Raw genomic sequence first — 23747 nt, 5'->3', positions numbered from 1 at the left:
GCAAAATGCCAGGGAGCACTATTCACTCACTTTTATTCATTGGTTTATGAAGAAACACATTTTACTCACGGTACTTCCGCTGCTCTTATTTTGTCTGATAAGATCAGTGTCTTATGCTCAGGAAGTTAAAAATGCCAATTGTCCCAATCCGGCTGGCGGATGTGACACCATTGCAATAGAACAAAAAATAAGCCCCTGGCGGGTAGGAGGTTTTATCGGGCCTGCCGTGGCGTTCTGCGGAAAGTGGTCGAGTACATTTAATTCATCAAAATATCGTGACAAATCTCTGTTCAACGGAATCGGGTTTCACGCAGGTTTAAATGCGGACTATTTTTTCAATGTTAAAAAGAAAAAGCAGTTCAAGTTCGGGGTAGGAGCCGTTGCAGGTTTGCAAATGTTCTTTTTGAGAAATGATCTGGATACTTTTCTGGATAATGTCATTGCCCAATCGGGATCCAGCAATGCGGTTATCCGCAAGGGGGCTTCGGAAGATCATTATCTGGCAGTCGGACCGGTAATCAGTTATGCCTTTGGCAAGAAACCGAGATCGCCTTTTATTGAAGCATCGGTGCGTGGTGGAGTTTTTCGTACAACGCCAGCCGCTATTTTTGTGTACGACGAGGCTACCTCAAACAATATTTATTCTGTCACTGCAACGGATAAGCGTTATCATGCGGGTATGTTGGCTACACTGGGTGTATTTTTCCCAAGTAAAAAAGGGCTTTGGTCATGGGGTATCGAAGCGGCCGGATTCAGGACGAAAGTTGACTACATTTTTCCAGGTGCCACCATTTACAGTTATCAGAGAAAACATGGCGGATTCACGGCCGGACTTGCGTTTCGCCGTAATTTTATTCGTGATATCCCGGTTAAGAAAGACCCGACACCACCATTATTGTGTGAAGCGCCTGAGCTTGAACTGATGATGAACGGGAAGTCTATCAAAGGGCTTATTTTCAGTACGCTGGATTCTACAAAGGCTGACAGTATTCAGATCACCTGGAAAAGCCGCAGTATTTTGGATAGTACGAAAAGTGAAACATTTACAGCGCGTTTGCATCAGTTGAACGGTGGCATGGATAATGTGATTGCGCAGGTGATTTGTCAGAAAGAAACGAAAATGGCCTGGCCGGCAGCCTATCTGAACCCGGCAACGGGTCGCCCGGTTGAAGGACAATACTATGTTACCGTTCAAAGCCAGCAAATTTCCTCTTGTGCCTCCTGTATCAGTGAGCCGGCTACAACCGGATTCTCGGTGCAGAAGCCGGACGTGATCAAGATTAAAGAGCCTAACTGTTTCAAACAGTGTTTCCTGGAAGTATATGCCTATAAAAAGGTTAAGGTTAAACGGGTTAAATACGGAAAGTCGCCAACGTCTTGTGTAGGTTGTATTTGTCCTGTTGATACAATTTCCAAAACAGTTTCACAATATCATTTATTGGGTACGGTCAAGAAAGACAATTGCGACGCTTCCAAGCTTGATCTTAACAGTGAAACTGCCAATATCAAGATACCTAAGTGGGCGACTACCATTTATACCTCGGTTGAGACTGTTGTTGCAGGTGATTGCGACGGCATACCACAAGGAAAAAATAAGATCAATTATTCCGCTCCGGTGAAAAAAGGAAAAGTAGGCGTGTTCAACAGAGCTTATCAGAAAAAGTAAATAGGGAAAGGGTTATTCGGTAGTGAAACAGGCTCTCATTTTGTGGGAGCCTGTTTTTGTTAAATTTCGTCTTTGATCCATTTCACCCGTACGATCCGGCTTTTAATACCATGGTTGGCAAAAAAATGCAGCCAGTGAAGTTGACGGGAAGACAAATGATCCGTTGGTGATTTTATTTCAATGAAGGAATATTCGGTTTCGTCCCAGACGAGCAGGTCGGGAAAACCGCGGGTATTTTCACGAAGATTATAGGCCATTTCCAGCAAAACGGCATGAATCTGCTGAGGTGTCAGCAGCGAGATTAATTTCAGAACAGTTTCGAGCATGCCCGGGTACCAGCTCACCAGTACATTGGTAATCCCGAATTTTTCATGAAACGTATTTTCAACAATTTGTGAAATCGCTTCGGTTGTGTCAGCATTTTTCATTCCGGCCAATAGCTGCTCTGATCTTTTCAGGTAGAAATCGGGCAGGAAGAAATCTGACGGTACTCGCTGCAACGGATTATGAATAGCTTTTACATTGGTGTCATAAATGATATCCCAGAATAACAGGCCGAACAGCGCGCGCCAGGGCTCATTTTCACTAAATACTGCCTGAGCGCCCAATTCCTGATAATAGTCGATAGCCCCCCTTTCCACACGAAATCGATAAGACACCGGAATCTCAATGCTGCTGGCATCTTTCAGTGCCTGGGTTGTACGTTTTACAGCACGTTTTTTCTTATTGATAATTTTTTCGTGAAAATCCTGCGAGAAATAACGCTCATCAGCATTTTGTGGATTCTCAGCTATCTCTTCACAAAGTGCGAGCGCCTCTTCAATTTCACCGAGGTTGTACAAAAGCCTCACGCGGCGCTCCCTGGAAGGGGCGTCATTGGTCAGCTGATAAATCGTCAGGGCCTGTGAGAGCATTTTTTTACGTTCGAGCCATGCGCCAACTTTCACAATAAAAAGATGATAGGATGGCAGAGCCTTAGCACTCAGATTTGCTGAAAATCCGGTTTGCCAGTTCATAAACCAGTCGAAAACTTCCTCCGGTGGAACTGCATTTTTCAATACGTTAAAAGTTTCTTTCATCAGCGAAACCATCAGCGTATCGTCCACATCCTTTCTGCTTTCAAACTGAATAGCCAGATGTTCTTCGTCGAATGACTGGAACCGGACATGACCCAAATCCCTTACCACGAATTCCGTCATATCAGCATAACGGTTTCCAAAAAACAGGAATTTCATCATCATCACTTCCATTTCGTAACCGACTTTTACAACCGGTTCGGTCTCCTGGATGATTTCGCAGATAATCTTAAAATCATATTCGTACAAAAGCCATCTGATCAGATCAGGTTTTCGTATCGATTTTGAAGGCATGATTTCCGGCTCAAGAATTTTGGTAAATGCCAGATGTTCCGGTTTTGTAAAAAGATCCATTACTTCTTCAAACCGGTCCTCATGCAGTTCACAAAGCGACTGGATGAATTGTTTGTCGTGAAGTTCGTTAAGCGCCGCCGGGATGTCTGTGATCTCTGAGTACGAAAGGGTGTTAACCCGGAAAAACGATTTGCTCCTGTTGCTGAAACGAATAAAAAGACATTGCGCGTCCTCTGACAGGGCATTATATTCATTCAAAAAAGCTATTTCAGAGGTATTAAGCAGTGATTCGTACATTTTCCGTACAAAATCCAGCACATAGCCAAAGTAATCGTGGTAATATTTTGGGGGAAGATCCTTCGGGAACTCGTTAATCTGCACAGTACTTAAAGAGGATTGTTGAGGCTGAATGCTGGTAAAGTTTATCCAAATATAACGAGTGAATCATTGAAATATTTGTCCGATACAATCTTTTATGTTTTCGATCCGGTTTTATAGCTGTTTTTAATTAAAAGGTACTTCCGGAATATACATTTCTAATGGTAATTGGCTGATTTTTGGAAAAATAAATAGGATAAATTGCATTATGACAATACAAACATTGCCCATTTTTCATTAACGTAGTATTTTATGGAGAATTGAATTACATTTGTTTCCAATGGAAAACAACTTTTAGAGCCCATGACAACATTAGATTCGTACAATTTTTCCGGCAAAAAAGCCTTGGTTCGCGTTGATTTCAACGTACCTCTTAATGACAAGTTTGAGATCACGGATGATACCCGTATCCGTGCGACCATACCTACCATCAGCAAGATTCTTAGTGAAGGAGGATCTGTGATTTTGATGTCCCACTTGGGACGTCCGAAAGATGGGCCTACGGAAAAATATTCATTGAAACACCTTGTAAACCCGCTTTCGTTAATTTTAGGTAAAACCGTAAAGTTTGCTGACGATTGTATCGGAGCAAGCGCAACTGAGCTGGCCGCAGCATTACAGCCTGGTGAAGTTTTGCTTTTGGAAAACCTTCGTTTTTATAAAGAAGAAGAAAAAGGAAATGAAGAATTTGCTGAGAAATTATCTAAACTGGGTGATGTTTGGGTAATGGACGCATTTGGAACGGCTCACCGTGCCCACGCTTCTACGGCGGTTATCGGTAAGTTTTTCACTGATAAAGTTTGTGGATATGTGATGCAGGCTGAACTTGATAACGCAGAAAGACTTCTTGAACACTCTGAGCGTCCTTTCACGGCGATCATGGGCGGTGCCAAAATCTCTGATAAAATATTGATCATCGAACGTTTATTGGATAAAGTTGATAATCTGATCATCGGCGGTGGGATGTCATATACATTTACAAAAGCGTTGGGTGGAAATATTGGAAAATCATTACTTGAGGCTGATAAGTTGGATTTGACACTGGAATTGCTTGAAAAAGCAAAACAAAAAGGTGTAAATATTGTATTGCCGATCGACACCGTTATTGCTGACAAATTCAGTAACGACGCAACCCGTCAGACTGTACCGGCTGCTGAAATTCCGGCAGATTGGGAAGGTTTGGATATCGGACCTAAGACTGTTGAATTGTTTGAAGGTATCATTGCCTCTTCGAAAACGGTTCTTTGGAATGGCCCGATGGGTGTTTTTGAATTCCCGAACTTTGCAATTGGTACGAACGCGATCGCTGAATCGGTAGTAGCTGCTACGGAAGATAACGATGCATTCTCATTGATCGGTGGTGGTGATTCTGCTTCTGCTGTGAACAATGCAGGTTATGGCGACCGTGTAAGTTATGTTTCAACTGGCGGTGGTGCTTTGCTGGAATATATGGAAGGTAAAGTTTTGCCAGGCGTTGCTGCTTTGGAAAAATAGATAGGTGTTAATGGTTAATTGTTAAGGATTAATTGTTAAGGATTAAAATTGAGAATTGAACGTTTGTCGTTTGGTTCTCAATTTTTTTTGTTTCAGAAAAAATAGATTTTAGTATTTATTTTGGATAGGGTGTGGGCTTGTGTTTTCGTAAAATTTTGGCATTATCCACAGTCCGAAAGCCGACTGCCGACCGCTGAAAGCCTTAAAAAAAGAAATCCATCCCTCAAACGAAGAATGGATTGTCTGTATTATTAACCTAACTAATTTATAAATAAAGTCACAACCTGACCTGTATTTTTCTTTTTTAACTTCCGCTTTTCACACGCGACTGGATGTCGTCAGAACCCGTGTTACGTTGTCTGGTTTTCACATTCTGGTTACCAAAACGGTAGGTAAACGTGATCCGGGCCTGGCGGCTTGGCCATGTACTTTTCACTCGCAGATCGATATCCTCGAATTTTGTAGTTCCTCTGAATTTGTTAGACCAGAACGGATCCTGAATACTCAGACGAATAGTTGCCTTTTTGTCCATTAAAGATTTTTGCAAACCCAGGTTAATGGCACCCTGTGACTTTGATGATAAAAGTCCGTAAATGGCCGGGCTGTTAAACCAACCTGAAATCTCCGCCGTCCAGTTTTTCGGCAAAGTAAATGTGTTGTTCACATAAGCATTCCAGGTGAAAATGTTCATGTTAAACTGGGCGTTACGGTAGAACGTTTTGTACTGATTATAGGCTCCCGTTACGTTGGTTTGCACATTCCACCATTTTGTTACCGGTATCGGAGCCGAAATGGTTAAGCTTACATAGTTTTGATGATCAAGGTTTTCAGCTGTCACATAAGTTTTGTTTTCTTCCGGAATCAGCATCGGAACCTCATCGGCAATCATATCTTTGATGCGGCTGTATGCCAGCGTTGTATTCAGAAAACTCTTATAAACGTGCACCAGCTGGAACGAATGCGTATACTGTGGACGAAGGTTTGGATTACCTTTCTGGAATGTATACGGGTCCAGATAATACTCAAAAGGGTTCAGCGACTGATAGTTCGGACGATCGATACGGTAGCTGTAAGACAGATTCAACACGTTGCTGCTATCCAGGTTTCTCGATAAGAAAACACTTGGAAAAAGGTTAAAATAATTACGGTCACGTATGCTGTTCAATGTTACCGAATTTCCAATGGCATGCGTATGTTCCGCACGTAAACCCAGCTGGTACTTGGTTTTTGAGTTAATCTGGCCATTGAAATTGGCATATCCCGCGTTGATGTTCTCAGTATATTTAAACTGGTTAGTACGCGACGGATCGAGTTGCCATGTGTCGTCAAACGTTTCGAAAATCATGTTGTTGTCAGATTTTACATAACTTGATTTCAAACCAGCCTCAAATTTTCCTTTGCCAACAGGCTGCGCATAATCCATTTTGGCTACACCAATGTTAATCAGCGCCGGCATGTTATTGCGGATAATATCCGGTGTGCCGTCCGGCTTGCCATCGGGTGTGAAATATCTCGTGTCCAGCGAATTGAATCCTTTGCTGTCGTAACGGACATAATCGGCGTCAAAAGTCAGTTCTTTCCCTTTGTCGTTAAACTGGTGCTTAAGGTTAACATTGGCGCTGATATTATTCATGTTATTGTGTGCCTTGGTATCGGTGTGATAGGTCTGGCGAAGGCTCAGGTCGTCGTTCAATATTTCAGCATTGGTTGCGCGCAATGGATTTTTCCACGAGTTGTAAAACCCTGAAAAAAGAACTCCGATTGTCGTTTTGTCCGTAGCGAAATAGTCCATTCCTGCCCGATAATTATAGTTTCTTGAACGCCAGTCACTTTTGGATATCATATTGAAAGTGGTTGTTTTACCTTCATATGGGATCGCCCGGTAGATATCCTGGGAATTAAATCCTTCGCCTTCAAATGCACTTCCGGTTCCAAACAAGCTGATTTTTCCTTTTCTGTTGTTCAGCGCAAGCGATGCGTTGCCCCGTCCATATCCCGGAGATGCAATACCGCCGCCGATTGAAAAATTACCATTGGTTCCGAAATTTTTATTTTTCTTAAACTTGATATTGATGATCCCCGAGTTTCCGGCTGCATCATATTTTGCAGATGGATTGGTGATCAGTTCAATTTTTTCAATGTTATCGCTGGGTGTATTTCTCAACAGATTGACCAGTTCTGCCTGAGTCAGGTAAGTCTGTTTGCCATCGATTTGCACAATGACACCATCTTTTCCGCGAAGTTGCAGCTTGTCGTTTTGTTGATCAACGGTTACACCAGGAGAACGCTCCAAAACTTCGAGTGCGGTAGCGCCTGCGGAGACAATGCTGTTTTCAACATTAATAACCGTACGGTCGATTTCCTGCTCAATAAAGGGCTTTTTGGCTGTAACAGTTACTTCATTCAGTGCCTGAGATTCGGGTTGAAGTTTGAAAGAAGGAAGGTTTACGGTTTTCTCTGAGACAGAAAAAATTTTACTATAAATTTTTTGATAACCTACCATTGACACCAATGTGAGGTAGTCTCCGGCGTCAACCTGGTCGAAAATAAATTTTCCGTTTTCATCTGCCGCAAGTCCTTTGGACAGGGTAGAGTCTTTTGCTTTCAGAAGCAAAACGTTAACAAAAGGAAATGGCTGAGATTTTTCATCCTGGATAGATCCTGAAACCTTTCCTTTTGTTGGCGGGGATTGAGCAAGCACAAAGCTAGCGCTCAGTAGCAAGGCTACAGTTAGATTAATAAAGAATTTCATGGCTAATAGATCGTTATATTTTCAAGCGATACTGGTGGAGTCTTCCCGGAATTTTAAGATTCTGTTGTTCTCTGAGTATCGACTACATTGCAAAGATAAGTACTTGGTATAACATAGAACCTTAGATTACACAAATGGTAATTATGTTGTATGAACGGAAATCCAGGTGACCGGCTTGCTTTTGATAGATACAAATAGACGCAAGAATGTTGCACGAGGAAAGAAAAAAAGTTTAAATGGTAGGATTTCTATGATGAATTGGCCTGAAACCGGTGTAGGTTATGGAAATCCGATAAGTTGAAAATGATAAACGGGTTGGAAAAAGGGAAATGCTAACTGTTTGAAAAAGAGAAAGACAGGGAGTTTCCAATTCGGAAACACCCTGTCTTCTGACACTACTCACCACTTATCTCACTTTAATCAAAAATTATTCAGCGGTTACCTGCTGCGAACGGCCGATTCGTATAATTGTACCAGATCCTCACCGGTATAATTTAAAAGATCTATAAGATTAACTTCCAAAACGGCTGCGATCTGAATTAGTCGTTCCAGGGTAATTTTAGTGTATGCGAGCTCTATTTTACTATATGCGTTTTGGGAAATGCCGAGTTTCATAGCGAGGTATTCCTGACTATAATCTCTGTATTCCCTTATCTTTCGAATATTTGCAGCTACCGCCCTTGTTTTCGTTTCTACTGCAACTTCCATGATATACCTTGTTAAAATTCTAACGTTAGCCTGACTATAACATATACGGTTTTTACTTGCTGAAAAGATTTATCCGGGCTGAAAAAATGTTAATTGATCGGGAATGGAAGGGAGTAATGACTGAAAACAAGGTGAAAAGTCAGAACCGCGCACCATCCTTTTCAAAAGTTGACCTCTATTAGTCTTAAAAGCCAGGATTTTTTAGTAATTAGTCGTTCTGTTTTAACAAAACAAAATTGAAATGATTAATAGATTATATGATACTTCCCTGAGTCTTCTTACCGATCTGTATCAGCTGACCATGGCCTATGGTTACTGGAAATCCGGGAAGGCAGAGCAGGAGGCGGTTTTCAATCTTTATTTCAGAAAACATCCATTTCAGGGCGGCTTTACGATTGCCTGCGGATTAAGCAGCGTGATTGATTATTTGAATGAGTATCGGATTGATGAAGAAGATCTGGAATATATCGGATCGATAACCGGCAGTGACGGGAAGGCGCTGTTTGAACCAGCATTTTTGGATTATCTGCGTAACATGGAATTTAAATGCAGCGTAGATGCTATCCCGGAAGGTACGGTCGTGTTTCCGAATCAGCCATTGCTCCGTATTCAGGGACCGGTTTTGCAGTGCCAGTTGCTGGAAACGCCGCTGTTGAACCTGATCAATTTTCAATCGCTGATTGCTACCAAAGCCGCGAGAATGCGCCTTGTCGCAAACGATGATGCCCTTTTGGAGTTTGGTTTACGAAGAGCGCAGGGACCTGATGGTGGCATGACGGCGAGTCGTGCAGCTTACATCGGCGGTTTCGACGCTACTTCGAATGTACTTGCAGGGAAACTTTACGGGATTCCTGTAAAGGGTACACATGCACACAGCTGGGTAATGTCGTTTGAAACTGAGCTCGAAGCATTTGAAACTTATGCACGTTACATGCCGAACAATGTGACGCTGCTGGTGGATACTTATGACTCCATTCAAGGTGTTGAACATGCCATTGTGGTCGGAAAACAGCTTCGCGAGAGGGGATATGCGTTGGGCGGTATCCGTCTTGACTCGGGTGACCTTGCTTATTTGAGTATCGAAGCACGCAAGCTGCTGGATGCCGCTGGGTTTGAAAAAACAAATATTGTGGCCAGTAACGATCTGGATGAATACATCATGGACAGCTTGAAAATTCAAGGCGCAAAAATCAACGTATGGGGAATAGGAACGAAGTTGGTTACTGCTTTTGATCAGCCGGCATTAGGCGGTGTTTTTAAACTGGCGGCGATAAAAAGTGAGTCGGGTGAGTGGGATTATAAGCTGAAATTGTCGGAGCAGGCAATTAAAGTTTCGACGCCGGGAATTCAGCAGGTACGCAGGTTTAAGGATTCGAAAGGTTTTATTTCCGATATGATTTTTAATATCGAAACGCCACTCATTGGAAAATCGACGATGGTGGACCCGTACGATTTTACGAAAACCAGATCGTTTTCAGAAACGATTTCTTATGAAGACTTGCTGGTGCCGGTTTTTGCGAAGGGTGTTTTGATATATCATTTACCAACCATTCATGAAACCAGGGAGCGTGTTGAACAGCAACTTGCTCATTTTCATCCGGGAATCAAACGTTTTGTCAATCCGCATACCTATCCGGTTGGCCTTGAAAAAGAACTGTTTGATTTGAAAACGGATCTGATTGTGAAGTTAAGAGCAGCGAAGTGAGCGCTTTAAATATAGAAAAAATGAGTGACGAGATTCCAAAACCTAATACCGAGATTTTAAAAGAGCTGATATTGTACCGTATGCCATTCGGTAAGTATAAAGACTGGCTGATAACAGACTTGCCGGTTTCTTACCTTGAATGGTTTGAGCGGGAGGGTTTTCCGGCAGGTAAACTGGGGATGATGCTGAGCACGATGTATGAAATCAGACTGAATGATCTTATGTTTTTGATTGACGGGTTAAAGAAAATTTACAAAAGATAATCGCAGCTGTTTTTGGATAAAAGATTTTGGGTTGTGATGGAAACTTCGAAAGGAATATTTAGTCTAACTGATATTGAAGTATTTAACAGCCGAAGTTATGTCATATGTTAAAATCTGGATTCATGCGGTTTGGGGTACAAAAAACAGGGAAGCGGTTTTAAAACCAGTCATATTAAAGAGTCTGTGCAACCACATTCTCGTCAATGCAAAGGAAAAGGGGATTTTTATTGACAGGATCAATGGACATGATGATCATATTCATGTACTGATGTTGCTTAATCCAGACTTTGGGATTTCGAAACAAATGCAGTTCCTGAAAGGTGAAAGCACTTACTGGGCGAACAAAACGCATTTGACAAAAGACAGGTTGTATTGGGGCGACAAATACTTTGCTGCTTCGGTGAGCAATGACAAAATTGATTTTGTCAGAAGGTACATTGATAACCAACAAACGCATCATCAAAAACAAACCTTCGCTGAGGAGTACAGGATCTTCGTTAATAGTTTAGGATATTCAGAAGAGGACTTCGGCTAAAGCCTGATGTTAGAGAGGCTTTGGAGCTCCCAAGGCTGAAGCCTTGGGTTAATGTGGTTGCGCTTTCGGAGTTTGGAGTTTCCGGAGTGAGGTCGGTTGGAGGAGGACTTTGGCTAAAGCCTGATATACGGTGAGAGCTGCTGGGCTCCCAAGGCTGAAGCTTTGGGTTAATGTGCTGTTGCTTGCCAAGTTTAGATTTTCCGGGATGAGGTCGGTTGGAGGAGGACTTTGGCTAAAGCCTGATATACAGTGAGAGATGCTGGACTCCCAAGGCTGAAGCTTTGGGTTAATGTGCTGGTGCTTGCCAAGTTTGGAGTTTCTTGAGTGAGGTGAGGTGGAAGAGGGCTTTGGCTAAAGCCGGATGTATGGTGAGAGCTGCTACGCTCCCAAGGCTAAAGCCTTGGGTTAATAAAGCCGGATATTAGAAAGGCTTTCGAGCACACAAGGCGAAAGCCTTGGTTTAATGCGGTTATTAGTAGCGGAGTTTGGATTTTCTGAGGTGGCGTGAGTTGGACGAAGACTTTTGCCGAAGCACGATGTTAGAGAGGCTTCCCAGATCCGAGGGCTGAATACTTGGGGAGATGGGTAAGCATACCAGCAAAATCATTTTATTTACAAACTAATCAGACAAAAAAATAACCCAGGGTTTTAGCCCTGGGTCAAAAAGTTTATCCATTCCGGGAATTCAATTGATTAACCCAAGGCTTTAGCCTTGGGCGATGAGTCACCGCGGCCAGTCGGGCTTTAGCCCGGAGCATTATTTTTTCTCGGGCATCAGCACTACTTTGATGAAGTTATCATCCGAAAAATACTTGGCGGCAGCAGCTTTTGTACTCGCGACGGTGATCGATTTCAAGAGCTGATCTTCTTTCAGAATCTCGTCCAGATCATCGCCAAGGAAAGTATTTTCGTCGATATAGTTAATCCAGAAATTATTGGTTTTCAGCGCCACCTCAGTTTTACGTTTGGTTTCTGCTACAAACTTTTCAATATCTTTAGGATCAGCTCCGTTTTCTTTGATTTTCTTCATTTCAGCCACACTGCGGCTTACCAGTTTTTCAACATTTTCAGGCGCACAGCCGAATCCGATCGTGAAACGGTAATGTCCCGAAGGGAATTTATCGACATCCTGGGACACTCTTACGCCATACACGCCACTTTCTTCCTCACGAAGTGCTTCGATCAGTTTGATCTGTAAAACTTCCTGCAATGCCTCGATCTGAATATTGTTTTCAGGGCTGTAATCGTATTCGCCGCTGTTGATCAGGGTTACTTTGCTTTTAGGTTCAAGTCCCTTATAGATCGTTTTTTCAATACGGCCTTTTGGCGGGAATATATTCGGATGTTTGTAAGTATCGTCGCGGTCGGTGGACGGTAATCCGCCAAGATATTTTTCAAGCAAAGGCTTGATGGCATCTTCCTTGAATGCACCTACAAACGTGAAAACAAAGTCAGACGCATCCGCGAAACGGTTTTTGTAAATTTCAACCGCACGATCCAGACTTACCTTATCAATACTTTCCGGTGTCAGCGGGCGACGGTCAGGGTTATTGCTCGTCAGCACGGCATTTAATGAATCGGAATAAACTTTATCCGGAGTCAGGGTTTTACGTATGTTTTCCAGATAAGATTTTTGATTCGCCAGCATGCCGCTCACCACTTCTTTGTCTTTACGTGGCTCTGTAAAATAGGCGTAAATAAGTTGCAATGTAGTTTCCAGATCTTTCGGACTGGTACTGCCTTCGACGCCTTCTTTTAGCTCCGTTACAAATGGACCACCGCTTACTGTTTTGCCTGCCAGGAATTTTTGCAGTTGCGTCTGATTGTAAGGACCAACACCACTTGACTGGATCATATAACTCGTGAAAATTCCGGTTTCGCGCTCGCCAGGGAATAACGAAAATCCGCCTTTCCCAGTCGCCTGAATCAAAATTTCATCGTTTTTGAAATCCGTAGGTTTAAGCAAAACCTTTACGCCATTTGATAAAACGAGCTCGGTAATCCCTAACTTTTCATTTTTCTTTTCACTGACCAATTTCCCGGCCTTAGGCTCGGTAGCAAGCAATGGAGAATCCAGCACATCGTCAACATAGGCAGTAACATTTTTGCCCGCCTCTGTCAGTAATGTACGGATTTTAGCCTCTGTTGGTAACGCGTCCTTCGCTTTTTCAGGGCCCATGATCACCACAGAGCGGTTTTTGTCGGTGATATACTTTTTGGCAAGACCGTTAACCTCTTCCAGTTTTACACCATCAATATGTTTTTGTAAAAAAGCATAATACGCCTCAATACCCATGTAAGGTTTCTGATGCAGAAAGTGATTCAGATATTCGGAAACGTAATTGGCCGACTTGGTCTTATCTTTTTCCTTAAAGGCCTGCTCCATCTGATTCATAAAATCCTTTTTTGCACGGTCCAGCTCAGGCGCGGTGAAACCGAATTTTTGAACGCGTGCATTTTCTTCCAGCAAGGCTACCAGTGCCGTTTCAACGGATCCCGGATCCTTAGCCAATGCCACGGACGTGTAAGAATCAAGATTCCCCAGGAAATCGCTGTAATTGCTGGCACCGTATAGGAACGGAGGATTTGCCTTTTGAGTAAGTTCCTGCATGCGCTGGCCCATCATGGCATTGTACAATCCCTGGGCGATGTTATCACGTACATCCTGCAACGATTTCTCCTTCGAATTCGGTTGTTTGTAGATAACCTGAATGACATTTTGAGGATATTCAGGATCGGTTACAATGGCTACATTGGTTGTGCCATCCAACGGAATGCCATATTCGGTACGTTTTTTAGGATTTGCTGTTACCGGTATTTTACCAAATTTCTGGCTGATCAGCGCTTCTACTTTCGCCACATCAAAATCACCCACGGCGACTACCGCCATCAAATCTGGACGGTACCAGTCTTTGTAAAATGCTCTGATCGTTTCCGGTTTGAAAGATTTCAGGATGCTGTCTTTTCCAATCGGCAAACGGTCTGCATATCGTGAATTGTTCAGGATCATTTTCAGATATTTGTCACGCATACGCTGCTGCGCACCGCGGCCCATCCGTGATTCTTCCAAAACAACACCTCTTTCTTTTTCGATTTCAGAAGGGTCTAATAGCGCGCCATGTGCCCAGTCATCCAAAACCTGAATCCCCTTTTCCAGCAATCCTGCCGAATCCGTCGGAATCGGAAGCATATATACGGTTTCATCAAAGCCGGTATAAGCGTTTAGATCTGCGCCAAAACGCACACCCGTTTTTTGAAGGAAGTTAACCAGCTCATTTTTCGGGAAGTTGGTTGTTCCGTTAAAATTCATGTGTTCCATGAAGTGAGCCAGCCCTTGCTGAGCATCGGTTTCAAGAACAGAGCCCGCTTTCACGATCAGCCTTAGTTCTGCGCGGTTTTTGGGTTCGGCATTTTTCTTAATATAATATGTAATGCCATTTTTAAGTTTACCGGTTTTAACGGAGGGGTCAAGCGGGACTTTCTGTGTGTGCAGGTCTTGTGCCATTGACGGTAACATAGCCGCAAGCGACATACCAGACATGCACAAAATCATGAAGGATTTTTTCATTTCACTTATATTAAGTTGATAGAATGTATGAGAAACGAAAGATATAGTTAATCGCTTCGATTGCAAAGAGACACGGTTAAAATATTTTCGTTGCCTGGAAGATTAAAGATTTGACACAGAGTCGCAATGATTTGGAAATCGGCTTGAAGAATGCATGTCTATAAGACGGATGATATAGCAAGATCAATGCGGAGCAATGGTTTTACAAAAATCATATGAGTGAAATTTGTAAAAACACTGCGCCGCATTTAGTCTTCATGAAAACAATCTAGGAATATTTTTCAACCATTTTTTTCATGAAGGCGAGGCTGCCTTTTGCCAGATCTTCGGCATTATATTTTGATGGCCGCCAGAGCGACGTAGGGCCGATCAGCTCCTTGATTTCCGAAGAGAAATTTTCAAGAACCAGTGCGCCGGTATAATCAATTTCCGACAAACCTTTAAATAGCTCGTCCCAGTGTACGTTGCCTTCTCCCAGCATCCCGCGGTCACTTTCTGTCATATGTACATGGAAAAGTTTATCACCAGCCTGCACGATCGGGTCATAAAAATTCGCTTCTTCGATATTCATATGAAAGGTATCCAGATGCAGACCGAGATTCGCGGCGTTTGTCTTTTTTACCAGATGCAATGTTTCGCCGGCAGCCGTACAGATATAACTTTCATATCGGTTCACAGGCTCTACACCTATTTTTATGCCAAGTTTTTGCGCATAAGCAGCAACTTCCGTCCACACCTGGCAAATGATCACTTCTTCTTCCTTGGTTCTTGGCAGTCCTGTGAAAACGCCGATGCCTGAATGCAAAACACCACCCAGAAAGTTAACGCCCAGTTCGGCGGTTTTATCCAGTGCTGCTTTGATCAGCGTTGTTGCTTCGAGGGGATGAAACGGAATATGGCAGCTTTTGGGCAGGTTTAAGGAGCAAACTGCTTCGATGTGATGGTCTCTGAGTTGTTTTTTGACGATCGCCGCGTCAAAATCCATGGAAACAGGCAGCAGAATTTCCAGTATATCAAATCCTGCTTCTGCCGTCTTTTTTATCGCATGCAGCCCCGCTTCCGGCGTCCATACAGGTGGAATCCAGGATAATATGGAAGCTCCGAATTTTGGATTTAACATAAGTGAGTCAAATTTAAATTTCTTGTTTTTTTGAAAAGATCATACCTGCACGATGCTCAGGGGCAGTTAATTTTCCTGAATGTCAATCCATTTTTGAAGTTAATCTTCGATCGGTCCTGAAAGCTGAATTTTCCGTTTGTCTCCGTTACCTCGCCAAATCCTTCAATGAAATCATTCCCTTTTTTGATCAAAACAATCTCTCTGACAGATTCATGCCCTTCCGATGAAAAAATATAGTCGGCCAGCAACGTGTCGCCCGACATTTTGCCTCTCACTGTCCCTTTGTTGTAATCTTTTTCAAATAATCTGTATTCAAGATCACCTGCCACAATATTGTTGGCAGTATTGATGTGCAGAAAAGCGGTGTCTTTTCTGGCAACATAGGCGTAGCAGTCGTAATGCTCAAAATCCCGGATCAGCTTGTCGGGTGTTATCGTTTTTGTATAAGTTATTTCTTTTCCACCCGTAATCTTCAGGATCAATGCACTGTCGCTGACGGATACGATTTTGAGCGTGTCCGTAAAACCGACTGCCTTATTTTCATCCTGTCCGGTGCCGTAAAGAATAAGGCGGTCTCCGAATTTTTCCCATTTTTCAAAGCGCTTATCACCCAGGTTGATGCCCGCGGCGGTTCCGTCGTCTTTTAGTGTAAATCCGCTTTGATGTTGTGTCTGGCCTTCGATTGGGGTGGTCCAACTTCCTGAAATGGAGCCCGATTCCTGGTTGCAGGAACTCAGTGCAGCGCTGATGGCGAGAACAAAAAAAGATAGCTTTTTCATTAAGAATACGTTGATGAGTTGGTTAAACGAAACGGGATAAGTCCCCTTCTTAACGCATCAAGGTATCATTCAATTTTGAGGAAATGGCGATATTCACCGATTTTTATTTTCAAGATCCAACAGCCATTGCTTCCTCCAGATACCGCCGCCATAACCCGTCAGGTCGCCGTTTGTTCCAATAACCCGGTGACAGGGAACGAGTATTGATATTCTGTTCATGCCGTTGGCGCCGGCTATTGCCCGAACTGCTTCCGGTTTTTCAAGTGCGATGGATTGCTGTTTGTAAGACCGTGTTCCCGCGTAAGGGATATTTTGCAGTTCCTTCCAGGCCGCTTTTTGAAAATCTGTTCCGGGCATGCACAGCGGCACCGAAAAATGTTTCAGCCTGCCTTCAAAATAAGCGTTTAGTTCTGTTTGTAAAAGATCAAAATGGACATTTTCACCCTGAACAATCGTGGCATTAAGTAACCTTGCCAACGTTTTGAACTCGGTTTCCAGCATCCGGCAGTCTGTGAATTCAAGCAGGCAAATACCTTCTTCGACGGCACAGGCAAACATAGGCCCCAGTGGCGTTTCCAGCCGGGTTATGTTGATGATCCGTTTGTTTTTGCTCAGTGTGGGCGCTACGCCAAAAATGGATTTGAAGGAATCGTTGAAACCGCTCAGTGATTCATAACCTGAATCGAATGCCACGGATGTAATGCTATGTCCGTCCTGAATTTTCTTGAAAGCAGAGTTGATCCGGAACATGCGCTGATAGGATTGAAAAGTGATCCCATGATTTTTTAAAAACCACCGGCGGATTTTGCTGGGTTCAATTCCTCGCTGTATCAAATCCCAGTCCTTGAATTTCTGAGACGGATTAAGGCTTAATGCGCTTAGGATTTCGCGTACGTAATGAGGGGTTTCGCCCATTTTGTCGAGCGGATTACAAACCTTGCAGGGCCGGTAACCATGGAGAATAGCGTCTTTGGTAGTTTTAAAAAACTCAACATTTGCCGGTTTCGGTTTTCTGGCGGTGCAGGTAGGACGACAAAAAATTCCGGTAGTTTTAACGGCCGCAATAAAACTCCCTTCATAGGAAACATCTTTATCGACCAGGGCCTGGTACATGATTTCGTTTGTAAGCATGGTGTTTTTTCTTACAAAAATAGGTGTCGCCCAAAGCGGCTGCAACCGGAAAATTGACAAGCATTTTTTGATTTTAAACGCTTCCTGGAGGTCCTGAACCCGGGGTTGGAAAAGCGGAATTTTGGCGTCTGTTTGATCTGAAAATTAAAATGATACCGGTCAGGAAAAAGGGTATGCTCAGTATTTGTCCCATATTCAGCAATAGTTCATCTTCAAACGGTTCCTGGTTGATTTTGAAAAATTCATCAACAAAGCGGAAGCTGAAAAGTGTGGTTAGAAATACGCCTAAAAGGAAGCCGTCCCGGATCCTGTCTGCTTTTGTTTTCCATAATGAAAATAAAAGAGCGAAGAGGAAAAGGCAAAAAAGGGATTCGTAGAGTTGTGCGGGATGCCTTGGGATGTTATCGGTTGAAGTGAAAACAAAAGCCCAGGGAAGATTTGTCGGTACCCCGATCATTTCAGAATTTAATAGATTTCCAAACCGGATAAATGCACCCGTTAAAGCAACAGCAATGGTGAGTCTGTCTGCGATTTGCAGAAAGCTTTCCTGATATTTTCTGCAATAGAGATAAATGGATAAGAAAACGCCGATACCACCGCCATGACTTGCCAGTCCGGATAAGCCCGTAAATTCAAAAGATGGTGTCAGACGTATCGGGAGAATTTCAATCGGGTGATGCCAGTAATACGTCGGATCGTAGAAAATAATATGCCCCAGTCTGGCGCCAAGTAAAGTTCCGACCATGATATAGGTTGCCAGGATATCAAGCTGATTGAGTCCTTTTCCCTCTTTTTTATAGATGTAGCGCATACCCTGATAGGCCAGCAATACGCCTGTTGCCCAACATAAACCATACCATTTCGGGATTTCAAGATTTGGAAATACATTAGGGTTTACGTCCCAGTGTATGTAGGAAAGCGGTGCGAGATCCATTTACAGATAACAATTTTGACAAAATATGATCAGGAAAGAAAAAATAGCAGCGTTGCGGAAAATACGCGCTGACGAAAAATGGAAGGAGTTTTTCTCGGCATTTTCAATAATGTCAAGAATTTCATCCTGACTGATTTGGATCAGGCTGTTTGAACTTTTGAACCTGTTCCAGGAAGCATTAAATGGATCTGATTTCATGATAGGCCGCTTTAAAAGTTTCTTTAAGTTTGTTCTTGATCCGGTTCATACGGGTGCTGATGTTGGTAGCCGTCATGTTCAGTGTTTCAGCAATTTCCTTATGGTTATAACCCTCAAAATGTAAGATCATAACGGCTTTGTCGGTTGCTTCGAGTCGATCGACGAGGAACAGGAGTTGCTCCACATCATCATTTGGCGGATCATCGGTGTGGGAGCCGGTGTTCAGATGAACGTCCGACAAAGGATCACTCAGTGTGTTTTTCCTGTCTTTTTTGATTTTGACGAGCACGGTGTTCAACGCTACCCGGTAAATCCAGGTGCTGATTTTGGAGTCGCCGCGAAAGGTCGGCAGTGATTTCCACAATTGTAAAATAATGTCCTGCCGCGCATCCTTTACATCTTCATAGTCGGCATAGTAGATATGGCAGATGCTGTTGATAATGCCCTGATGCTCCTGAATGATTTGCACGAAATACGTTTTGTTTACAGAATTCATCGCTGTTCATTTAATGACAGAACATTAGTATCATTTGAAAGGGTAAATGTCACAGGTACAACAGAAAAATGTAAAATAAAATTATCGTATCCGTTATCGCAAGGCTAAATCCATCCGTATAATCTCAGTCACTTCAATGCTCAGAAAGCCAAACTCGTCAATCACTTTGCCATAAATCTTGTACACACCCTTGTTGGAGAAATTGTATTTTGCCGCGACCGGCGGGAAATGTACAGTGTCGATAAATTGTCCTTCCTGATCCAGAAACGTACCAAACTGCATCCGTTCGCCTTTTGAGGTACGGGTGTTCTTGACGGCCACCAGATAGCCATATTGAATAACTTCCTGGTCAATATGTTTGTACAGATCTTTTGACATCACGCTTTTCGACATCGGGTTTTTCAGAAGTTCAAACGGACTGCAAAGCGGATAACCCAACAGTTCGATCTGGTCGTACGCCTCGTCGGTGGAAGATGTCTCAAATGTCGGCAAAGCAAATTCTTTTACGTCAACCTGAAATAATTGTTTTTGGGGAGTCTTGTTTACAGCCTTGTTTAGCCGGAAATGTGCTTTCCATAACAACGTTTTTTTATCGATTTTCGTAAACCGGAACGCATTGATACGGATCAGGATGGTCAGCTGTTCAATGGAAATCGCCACCCGGTCCAGAAAATTGTTCAATGAAGTGAAGTGGCCTTCGGCTTCACGTGCTTCTATGATCCGGAGAATGGTTTTTTCTTCAATTTCATTTAAAGACTGCATGCCCAGATAAATATCGTTTCCCTTGATCACGGCCTGGGCCTGGCTGTGGTTGACGCAAGGTGCAAGCACATTGCCGCCGTGCATTCTCGCTTCATGGACATATAACTCGGGCGCATAAAAGCCGCCGCCGTTATTCAGCACGGCTACCATGAATTCGAGCGGGTAATAGGCTTTCAGGAAAAGTGTCTGATAACTTTCTACCGCGTAGGATGCGGAATGTCCTTTCGCAAAAGCATAACCGGCAAAACTGGCGATCTGCCCCCAGATCTCCTCTGTGATCTTGGAATCATATTTTTTGTTTCTGCAATTTTTGAAAAACTTGGCCTTAACCTGCTCGAATTCGTCCCGCCCGCGAAATTTTCCGCTCATACCACGGCGGATCACATCGGCTTCTCCCAGTGTTAAGTCGGCAAAGTAATGGGCAACCTTGATCACATCTTCCTGATAAACCATGATGCCATAAGTTTCCGGCATTAAATCGAGCAGAACCGGATGAGCGTTTTGCACTCTGTCATGGTCCTGATGCCGCAAAATATACTCCCGCATCATGCCGCTTTTGGCAACACCCGGACGAATAATGGAGCTTGCAGCCACCAGACCCAGATAGTTATCCACTTCCAGTTTTTTCAGAAGCATACGCATCGCAGGTGATTCTACGTAGAAACAACCAATGCACTGCGCCTGCTTAATGAGGTCGTTGATCCGGGGATCAATCTTGAACTGCTTTACGTCGTCAATATCAATTTCCGGAGCTTCGGGTTTGTTGTAACGGATGATTTCCAAAGTCTCCTTGATTTTCGCCAGCCCGCGCTGACTGAGAATATCATATTTGTTCAGCCCTACATCTTCGGCGATAACCATGTCGAACTGGGTTGTGGGAAAACCCTTCGGCGGAAGGTCGGTCGCTGAAAAATAATGGATCGGCCGCTCGGAAATCAGAATTCCTCCGGCATGAATGCTCAGGTGATTGGGTTGCTTGTTTTCCTGAAAATACGCTGCATATTTGATCACCAGAGCTGACAACTGATCAAGCTTTTGGGTATCATATTTTCCGTCGCTGAGTGCATCGATTTCATAGGCCGGCAAACCAAAAACTTTGCCCAGCTCGCGCACCGCAGCACTATGCTGAAAGGTGCTGTACGTACCTAAAAGCGCGGCCTGGCCTTTTTTACCAAACGTCTCGAAAATGTAACGGGTAATATCCTCCCGGTCTTTCCACGAAAAATCGATGTCAAAATCGGGAGGGTTTTTTCTATGAATGTTGATGAAGCGTTCAAAATAAAGATCCAGTTCGATCGGGTCGACGTTGGTTATGCTTAGCAAATAAGCAACGATACTGTTGGCCCCGCTTCCCCGTCCGACGTAATAATAACCTTTCTGTTTTGCATAACTTACAATGTCGTGGTTGACGAGGAAAAACGGGACGAAATTTTGTTTCTGTATAATTTCCAGTTCTGATGATATCCGGTCAAAAATTTTGTCATTAATATCGTTTCCATACCGATAGCCGAGTGCTTTATAGGTTAAAGACGTTAGCAGTTGATAATCTTCAGCCTCGTTTTCCTTGTATATTTTGAGGTTCTGGTGCTGCCTTTCCTCCCCGAAAGTAAAATGGATGTTGCACTGATCCATCAGCTTTTCGGTGTTGTAAACAATGGTGTCGAGGTTTTTAAATTGATATTCGAGCGTTTTAGCAGGCAATATCTGCTCCGTTTCTTCACCAATGGTAAAATTTGAAAGTTTACTCAGCAATGTATTTTCATCAATGGAACGCAAAAGCCGGTGCGCACTGAAATCCTTCTTGTGCCGGAAACTCACCGGATGTAATATGACAAAGCGCTCTTCGTGCCTCGCCAGTGGTGAAAACCGGATACGATTTAAGTCCTTGATAGCGATCCCGATGTATTCGTTGTCGGCAAACGATTCTTTTTTTGTCTTCAGAAGCTGCGCAAATGAATAAATGAAAAACACATTTTCGAGGGGCGGAGCCTGATCTGGAAAACTGGTTTTGTTATGGGAATGCCCGGATAAATAGGCATTCAATTCCTGAAAACCGGTATTGTTTTTTGCCAACCCTATAAACTGTTGCTGCATACCATTCCGGAAGTCGATACCCAGAATGGGCTTGACGTCATATTTAGCAGCCGTGCGCACAAAATTCAGGCAACCGGAAGTATTGTTGATATCGGTAAGCGCGATGGTATGATAATCATGCTGCACGCAAAGTTTAAGTAATTCTTCCTCCGGTATCATCCCGTAGCGAAGACTGAAATAAGAGTGGCAGTTGAGTAACATGATCTTTTGGGGGACGCTGAGGAATCCCTAAGGGATGAAAGTTTTACAGTGAAAATATTACAGATTGCTGGTCCAACCCGGAACGGATGTAAGCGTTTTAGTTCGTGTGATTTATGCTTACTATCCGTTATAAAATGCTCCGATCGAGCCTGTAAATTTGTTATTGACCTTGGCCATAAACAAGTAGCCACTATGCAGCCTGAAATTTACCGGCAAACTTCTCCATCATCTTTCCCTAAGCATTCCTGTGTGCCGGAATGATCGGAGGCTCTCCGTTGAAGGGGTTTCCCATGCTCGATATATTGGCAATGCCCAGTGTGGTGCCCCAGCTTACAATCGAGTTGCCTCGTTTGTCTGTTCCGTAGCGGTTTCGTAAAAGATCCATGGCCTGGTATAGATTTAGTTTTTCTTCGGAATCGTCAAACATATTGATCTGATAGTTTCCATTTACCAAATCACTGAACGTGACACCTACAAGTCGAACCATCATCCTGCGGTTATGAAGTTGGTCAAATAACCTTTCAATTTGCGGTATCAGCATGTGATCTGCCGATGTGTACGGGATTTTTAGTTGTTTTGAAAAAGTATTAAAATCGGAGTACCGTATTTTTACCGAAATACAAGACGTCAATTTGTCACCGTTTCTAAGCTGATAGGCCAGGTTTTCAGTCATAGCTCTGATCATTTCACGCATCCGTTTCACGTCTCCCGTATCCTTGCCAAAAGTGCGCTCATTGGAAATTGATTTTCGCTCGTGAAAGGGGATAATCGGTGTATCATCTATTCCATTGGCACGATTCCATAATACGAAACCGTTTTTACCCAACACTTTTGCCATCATTTCAACAGGCATTTCCTGTATCGTTTTTACATGTTTAATACCCAGATTGTATAAAATTTGCGTTGTTTTATCACCGACCATCGGAATTTTTTTGACTAACATCGGCGCCAAAAAACTTTTTTCTGTTCCAAATTCAATCTTTCTTTCATTATCTGGTTTGGCAGTACCGGTTGCTACTTTCGAAACCAGTTTATTGGCCGAGAGTCCAAATGAAATTGGAAGTCCTGCTTCTTTTTTAATCCGCATCCGGAGCTCCTGCGCCATTTTGTAAGACGATCCCTGAAATCTGTCCATCCCTGATAAATCTGCGTAAAATTCATCGATACTGGCTTTCTCAAAAACCGGAACAGCTTGCCGGATAATTTCAGAAACGACTTTTGAATGCTCTGAATACACACCGCCTTCACCGCGTATGACCGTAGCCTCAGGGCAAAGGTTTCTTGCCATTTTCATGGGCATCCCTGAGTGTACACCGAATGAACGGGTTTCATAACTGCATGCCGCCACGACCCCACGGTCACCAATTCCTCCTACCAAAATGGGTTTTCCTTCCAAACGATTATCAATCTTACGTTCGACAGAGACGAAAAATGTATCGAGGTCCATATGCAGGATAGTTCGCTCCATGTTCATTTGGAATTTTTACTAGTTGATGGATTATTTCCAAAATTATGGATTAATTCCTGAATAAACAATGGAAATATTCCAAAAAAATTATATCTTTGACAATATTAGCCCGTTAACCCCAAGTT

At 43.2% G+C, this 23747-nt stretch carries 17 protein-coding genes; 5 read left to right on the top strand and 12 right to left on the bottom strand.

Annotated elements, in window-relative coordinates; all coding sequences use genetic code 11:
- The first annotated feature begins 46 nt into the window (after window positions 1-46).
- Window positions 47-1666 carry a hypothetical protein gene (locus M1L62_RS19005; protein ID WP_254561202.1) on the top strand — a complete coding sequence of 540 codons (1620 nt, stop codon included), beginning with the start codon at window positions 47-49 and terminating at the stop codon, window positions 1664-1666.
- A 59-nt stretch (window positions 1667-1725) separates the two neighbouring features.
- Here M1L62_RS19005 and M1L62_RS19000 read toward each other — a convergent pair whose 3' ends face one another.
- Window positions 1726-3417, bottom strand: a complete 1692-nt coding sequence (locus tag M1L62_RS19000; protein WP_254561201.1) for a VRR-NUC domain-containing protein — start codon at window positions 3415-3417, stop codon at window positions 1726-1728.
- Window positions 3418-3717: 300 nt separating this feature from the next.
- Between M1L62_RS19000 and M1L62_RS18995 the strand changes: the two genes are divergently transcribed.
- Complete coding sequence (locus M1L62_RS18995; RefSeq protein ID WP_254561200.1) at window positions 3718-4908, top strand: phosphoglycerate kinase; 1191 nt, start codon at window positions 3718-3720, stop codon at window positions 4906-4908.
- Between the two features lie 304 nt (window positions 4909-5212).
- On the opposite strand, the gene M1L62_RS18990 is transcribed toward M1L62_RS18995, so the two are convergent.
- Both M1L62_RS18990 and M1L62_RS18985 read right to left on the bottom strand, forming a co-directional pair.
- On the bottom strand, window positions 5213-7630 hold the full coding sequence (locus M1L62_RS18990) for a TonB-dependent receptor (RefSeq protein WP_254561199.1): 2418 nt from the start codon (window positions 7628-7630) through the stop codon (window positions 5213-5215).
- 468 nt (window positions 7631-8098) lie between these two features.
- Entirely contained in the window at window positions 8099-8368 is a 270-nt protein-coding gene (locus tag M1L62_RS18985) for a helix-turn-helix domain-containing protein (protein ID WP_254561198.1), read from the bottom strand.
- A 241-nt stretch (window positions 8369-8609) separates the two neighbouring features.
- Here M1L62_RS18985 and M1L62_RS18980 point away from each other — a divergent pair, with 241 nt between their 5' ends.
- The 3 genes from M1L62_RS18980 (at window position 8610) to tnpA (ending at window position 10871) form a co-directional block, all read left to right on the top strand.
- On the top strand, window positions 8610-10073 hold the full coding sequence (locus M1L62_RS18980) for a nicotinate phosphoribosyltransferase (protein ID WP_254561197.1): 1464 nt from the start codon (window positions 8610-8612) through the stop codon (window positions 10071-10073).
- Window positions 10074-10093: 20 nt separating this feature from the next.
- Window positions 10094-10336 carry a DUF3820 family protein gene (locus tag M1L62_RS18975; protein WP_254561196.1) on the top strand — a complete coding sequence of 81 codons (243 nt, stop codon included), beginning with the start codon at window positions 10094-10096 and terminating at the stop codon, window positions 10334-10336.
- A 97-nt stretch (window positions 10337-10433) separates the two neighbouring features.
- Window positions 10434-10871 carry an IS200/IS605 family transposase gene (gene tnpA / locus M1L62_RS18970; protein WP_254561195.1) on the top strand — a complete coding sequence of 146 codons (438 nt, stop codon included), beginning with the start codon at window positions 10434-10436 and terminating at the stop codon, window positions 10869-10871.
- 757 nt (window positions 10872-11628) lie between these two features.
- On the opposite strand, the gene M1L62_RS18965 is transcribed toward tnpA, so the two are convergent.
- The 9 genes from M1L62_RS18965 to dinB all read right to left on the bottom strand — a co-directional run bounded on the left by M1L62_RS18965 (window position 11629) and on the right by dinB (window position 23628).
- Window positions 11629-14439 (bottom strand): M16 family metallopeptidase, encoded by a 2811-nt coding sequence (locus M1L62_RS18965; RefSeq protein WP_254561194.1) that lies wholly within the window; start codon window positions 14437-14439, stop codon window positions 11629-11631.
- 268 nt (window positions 14440-14707) lie between these two features.
- Entirely contained in the window at window positions 14708-15559 is an 852-nt protein-coding gene (locus M1L62_RS18960) for a sugar phosphate isomerase/epimerase family protein (protein WP_254561193.1), read from the bottom strand.
- Window positions 15560-15615: 56 nt separating this feature from the next.
- Window positions 15616-16338 (bottom strand): lipocalin family protein, encoded by a 723-nt coding sequence (locus M1L62_RS18955; RefSeq protein ID WP_254561192.1) that lies wholly within the window; start codon window positions 16336-16338, stop codon window positions 15616-15618.
- A 93-nt stretch (window positions 16339-16431) separates the two neighbouring features.
- Window positions 16432-17529, bottom strand: coding sequence for a bifunctional transcriptional activator/DNA repair enzyme AdaA (locus M1L62_RS18950; RefSeq protein WP_254561191.1), 1098 nt, complete (start codon window positions 17527-17529; stop codon window positions 16432-16434).
- A 13-nt stretch (window positions 17530-17542) separates the two neighbouring features.
- Window positions 17543-18403 carry a prolipoprotein diacylglyceryl transferase gene (gene lgt, locus M1L62_RS18945; RefSeq protein ID WP_254561190.1) on the bottom strand — a complete coding sequence of 287 codons (861 nt, stop codon included), beginning with the start codon at window positions 18401-18403 and terminating at the stop codon, window positions 17543-17545.
- Window positions 18404-18601, bottom strand: a complete 198-nt coding sequence (locus M1L62_RS18940) for a hypothetical protein (RefSeq protein ID WP_254561189.1) — start codon at window positions 18599-18601, stop codon at window positions 18404-18406. It abuts the gene before it with no gap.
- The gene (locus tag M1L62_RS18935) at window positions 18582-19097 is read right to left on the bottom strand and encodes an RNA polymerase sigma factor (RefSeq protein ID WP_254561188.1); all 516 of its coding nucleotides are present in this window, start codon (window positions 19095-19097) and stop codon (window positions 18582-18584) included. The genes M1L62_RS18940 and M1L62_RS18935 overlap by 20 nt, the downstream gene beginning before the upstream one ends.
- Window positions 19098-19190: 93 nt before the next feature.
- Complete coding sequence (locus tag M1L62_RS18930; protein WP_254561187.1) at window positions 19191-22154, bottom strand: DNA polymerase III subunit alpha; 2964 nt, start codon at window positions 22152-22154, stop codon at window positions 19191-19193.
- Between the two features lie 235 nt (window positions 22155-22389).
- Window positions 22390-23628 (bottom strand): DNA polymerase IV, encoded by a 1239-nt coding sequence (gene dinB, locus M1L62_RS18925; protein ID WP_254561186.1) that lies wholly within the window; start codon window positions 23626-23628, stop codon window positions 22390-22392.
- Window positions 23629-23747 lie beyond the last annotated feature (119 nt).

Origin of the sequence: Dyadobacter diqingensis, from assembly GCF_024220585.1 — a bacterium.
GTDB classification, from domain to species: Bacteria; Bacteroidota; Bacteroidia; order Cytophagales; family Spirosomataceae; genus Dyadobacter; species Dyadobacter diqingensis.
This window is presented reverse-complemented; position numbering and strand designations above follow the sequence as displayed.

What these genes read in the sequence shown, in the direction of transcription:
- M1L62_RS19005 (WP_254561202.1), top strand. Translation starts at nt 47, where the DNA reads ATGAAGAAACACATTTTACTCACGGTACTTCCGCTGCTCTTATTTTGT.
- M1L62_RS18995 (WP_254561200.1), top strand. Translation starts at nt 3,718, where the DNA reads ATGACAACATTAGATTCGTACAATTTTTCCGGCAAAAAAGCCTTGGTT.
- M1L62_RS18985 (WP_254561198.1), bottom strand. Translation starts at nt 8,368, where the DNA reads ATGGAAGTTGCAGTAGAAACGAAAACAAGGGCGGTAGCTGCAAATATT.
- M1L62_RS18980 (WP_254561197.1), top strand. Translation starts at nt 8,610, where the DNA reads ATGATTAATAGATTATATGATACTTCCCTGAGTCTTCTTACCGATCTG.
- M1L62_RS18975 (WP_254561196.1), top strand. Translation starts at nt 10,094, where the DNA reads ATGAGTGACGAGATTCCAAAACCTAATACCGAGATTTTAAAAGAGCTG.
- tnpA (WP_254561195.1), top strand. Translation starts at nt 10,434, where the DNA reads ATGTCATATGTTAAAATCTGGATTCATGCGGTTTGGGGTACAAAAAAC.
- M1L62_RS18965 (WP_254561194.1), bottom strand. Translation starts at nt 14,439, where the DNA reads ATGAAAAAATCCTTCATGATTTTGTGCATGTCTGGTATGTCGCTTGCG.
- M1L62_RS18960 (WP_254561193.1), bottom strand. Translation starts at nt 15,559, where the DNA reads ATGTTAAATCCAAAATTCGGAGCTTCCATATTATCCTGGATTCCACCT.
- M1L62_RS18955 (WP_254561192.1), bottom strand. Translation starts at nt 16,338, where the DNA reads ATGAAAAAGCTATCTTTTTTTGTTCTCGCCATCAGCGCTGCACTGAGT.
- lgt (WP_254561190.1), bottom strand. Translation starts at nt 18,403, where the DNA reads ATGGATCTCGCACCGCTTTCCTACATACACTGGGACGTAAACCCTAAT.
- M1L62_RS18940 (WP_254561189.1), bottom strand. Translation starts at nt 18,601, where the DNA reads ATGAAATCAGATCCATTTAATGCTTCCTGGAACAGGTTCAAAAGTTCA.
- M1L62_RS18935 (WP_254561188.1), bottom strand. Translation starts at nt 19,097, where the DNA reads ATGAATTCTGTAAACAAAACGTATTTCGTGCAAATCATTCAGGAGCAT.
- M1L62_RS18930 (WP_254561187.1), bottom strand. Translation starts at nt 22,154, where the DNA reads ATGTTACTCAACTGCCACTCTTATTTCAGTCTTCGCTACGGGATGATA.
- dinB (WP_254561186.1), bottom strand. Translation starts at nt 23,628, where the DNA reads ATGAACATGGAGCGAACTATCCTGCATATGGACCTCGATACATTTTTC.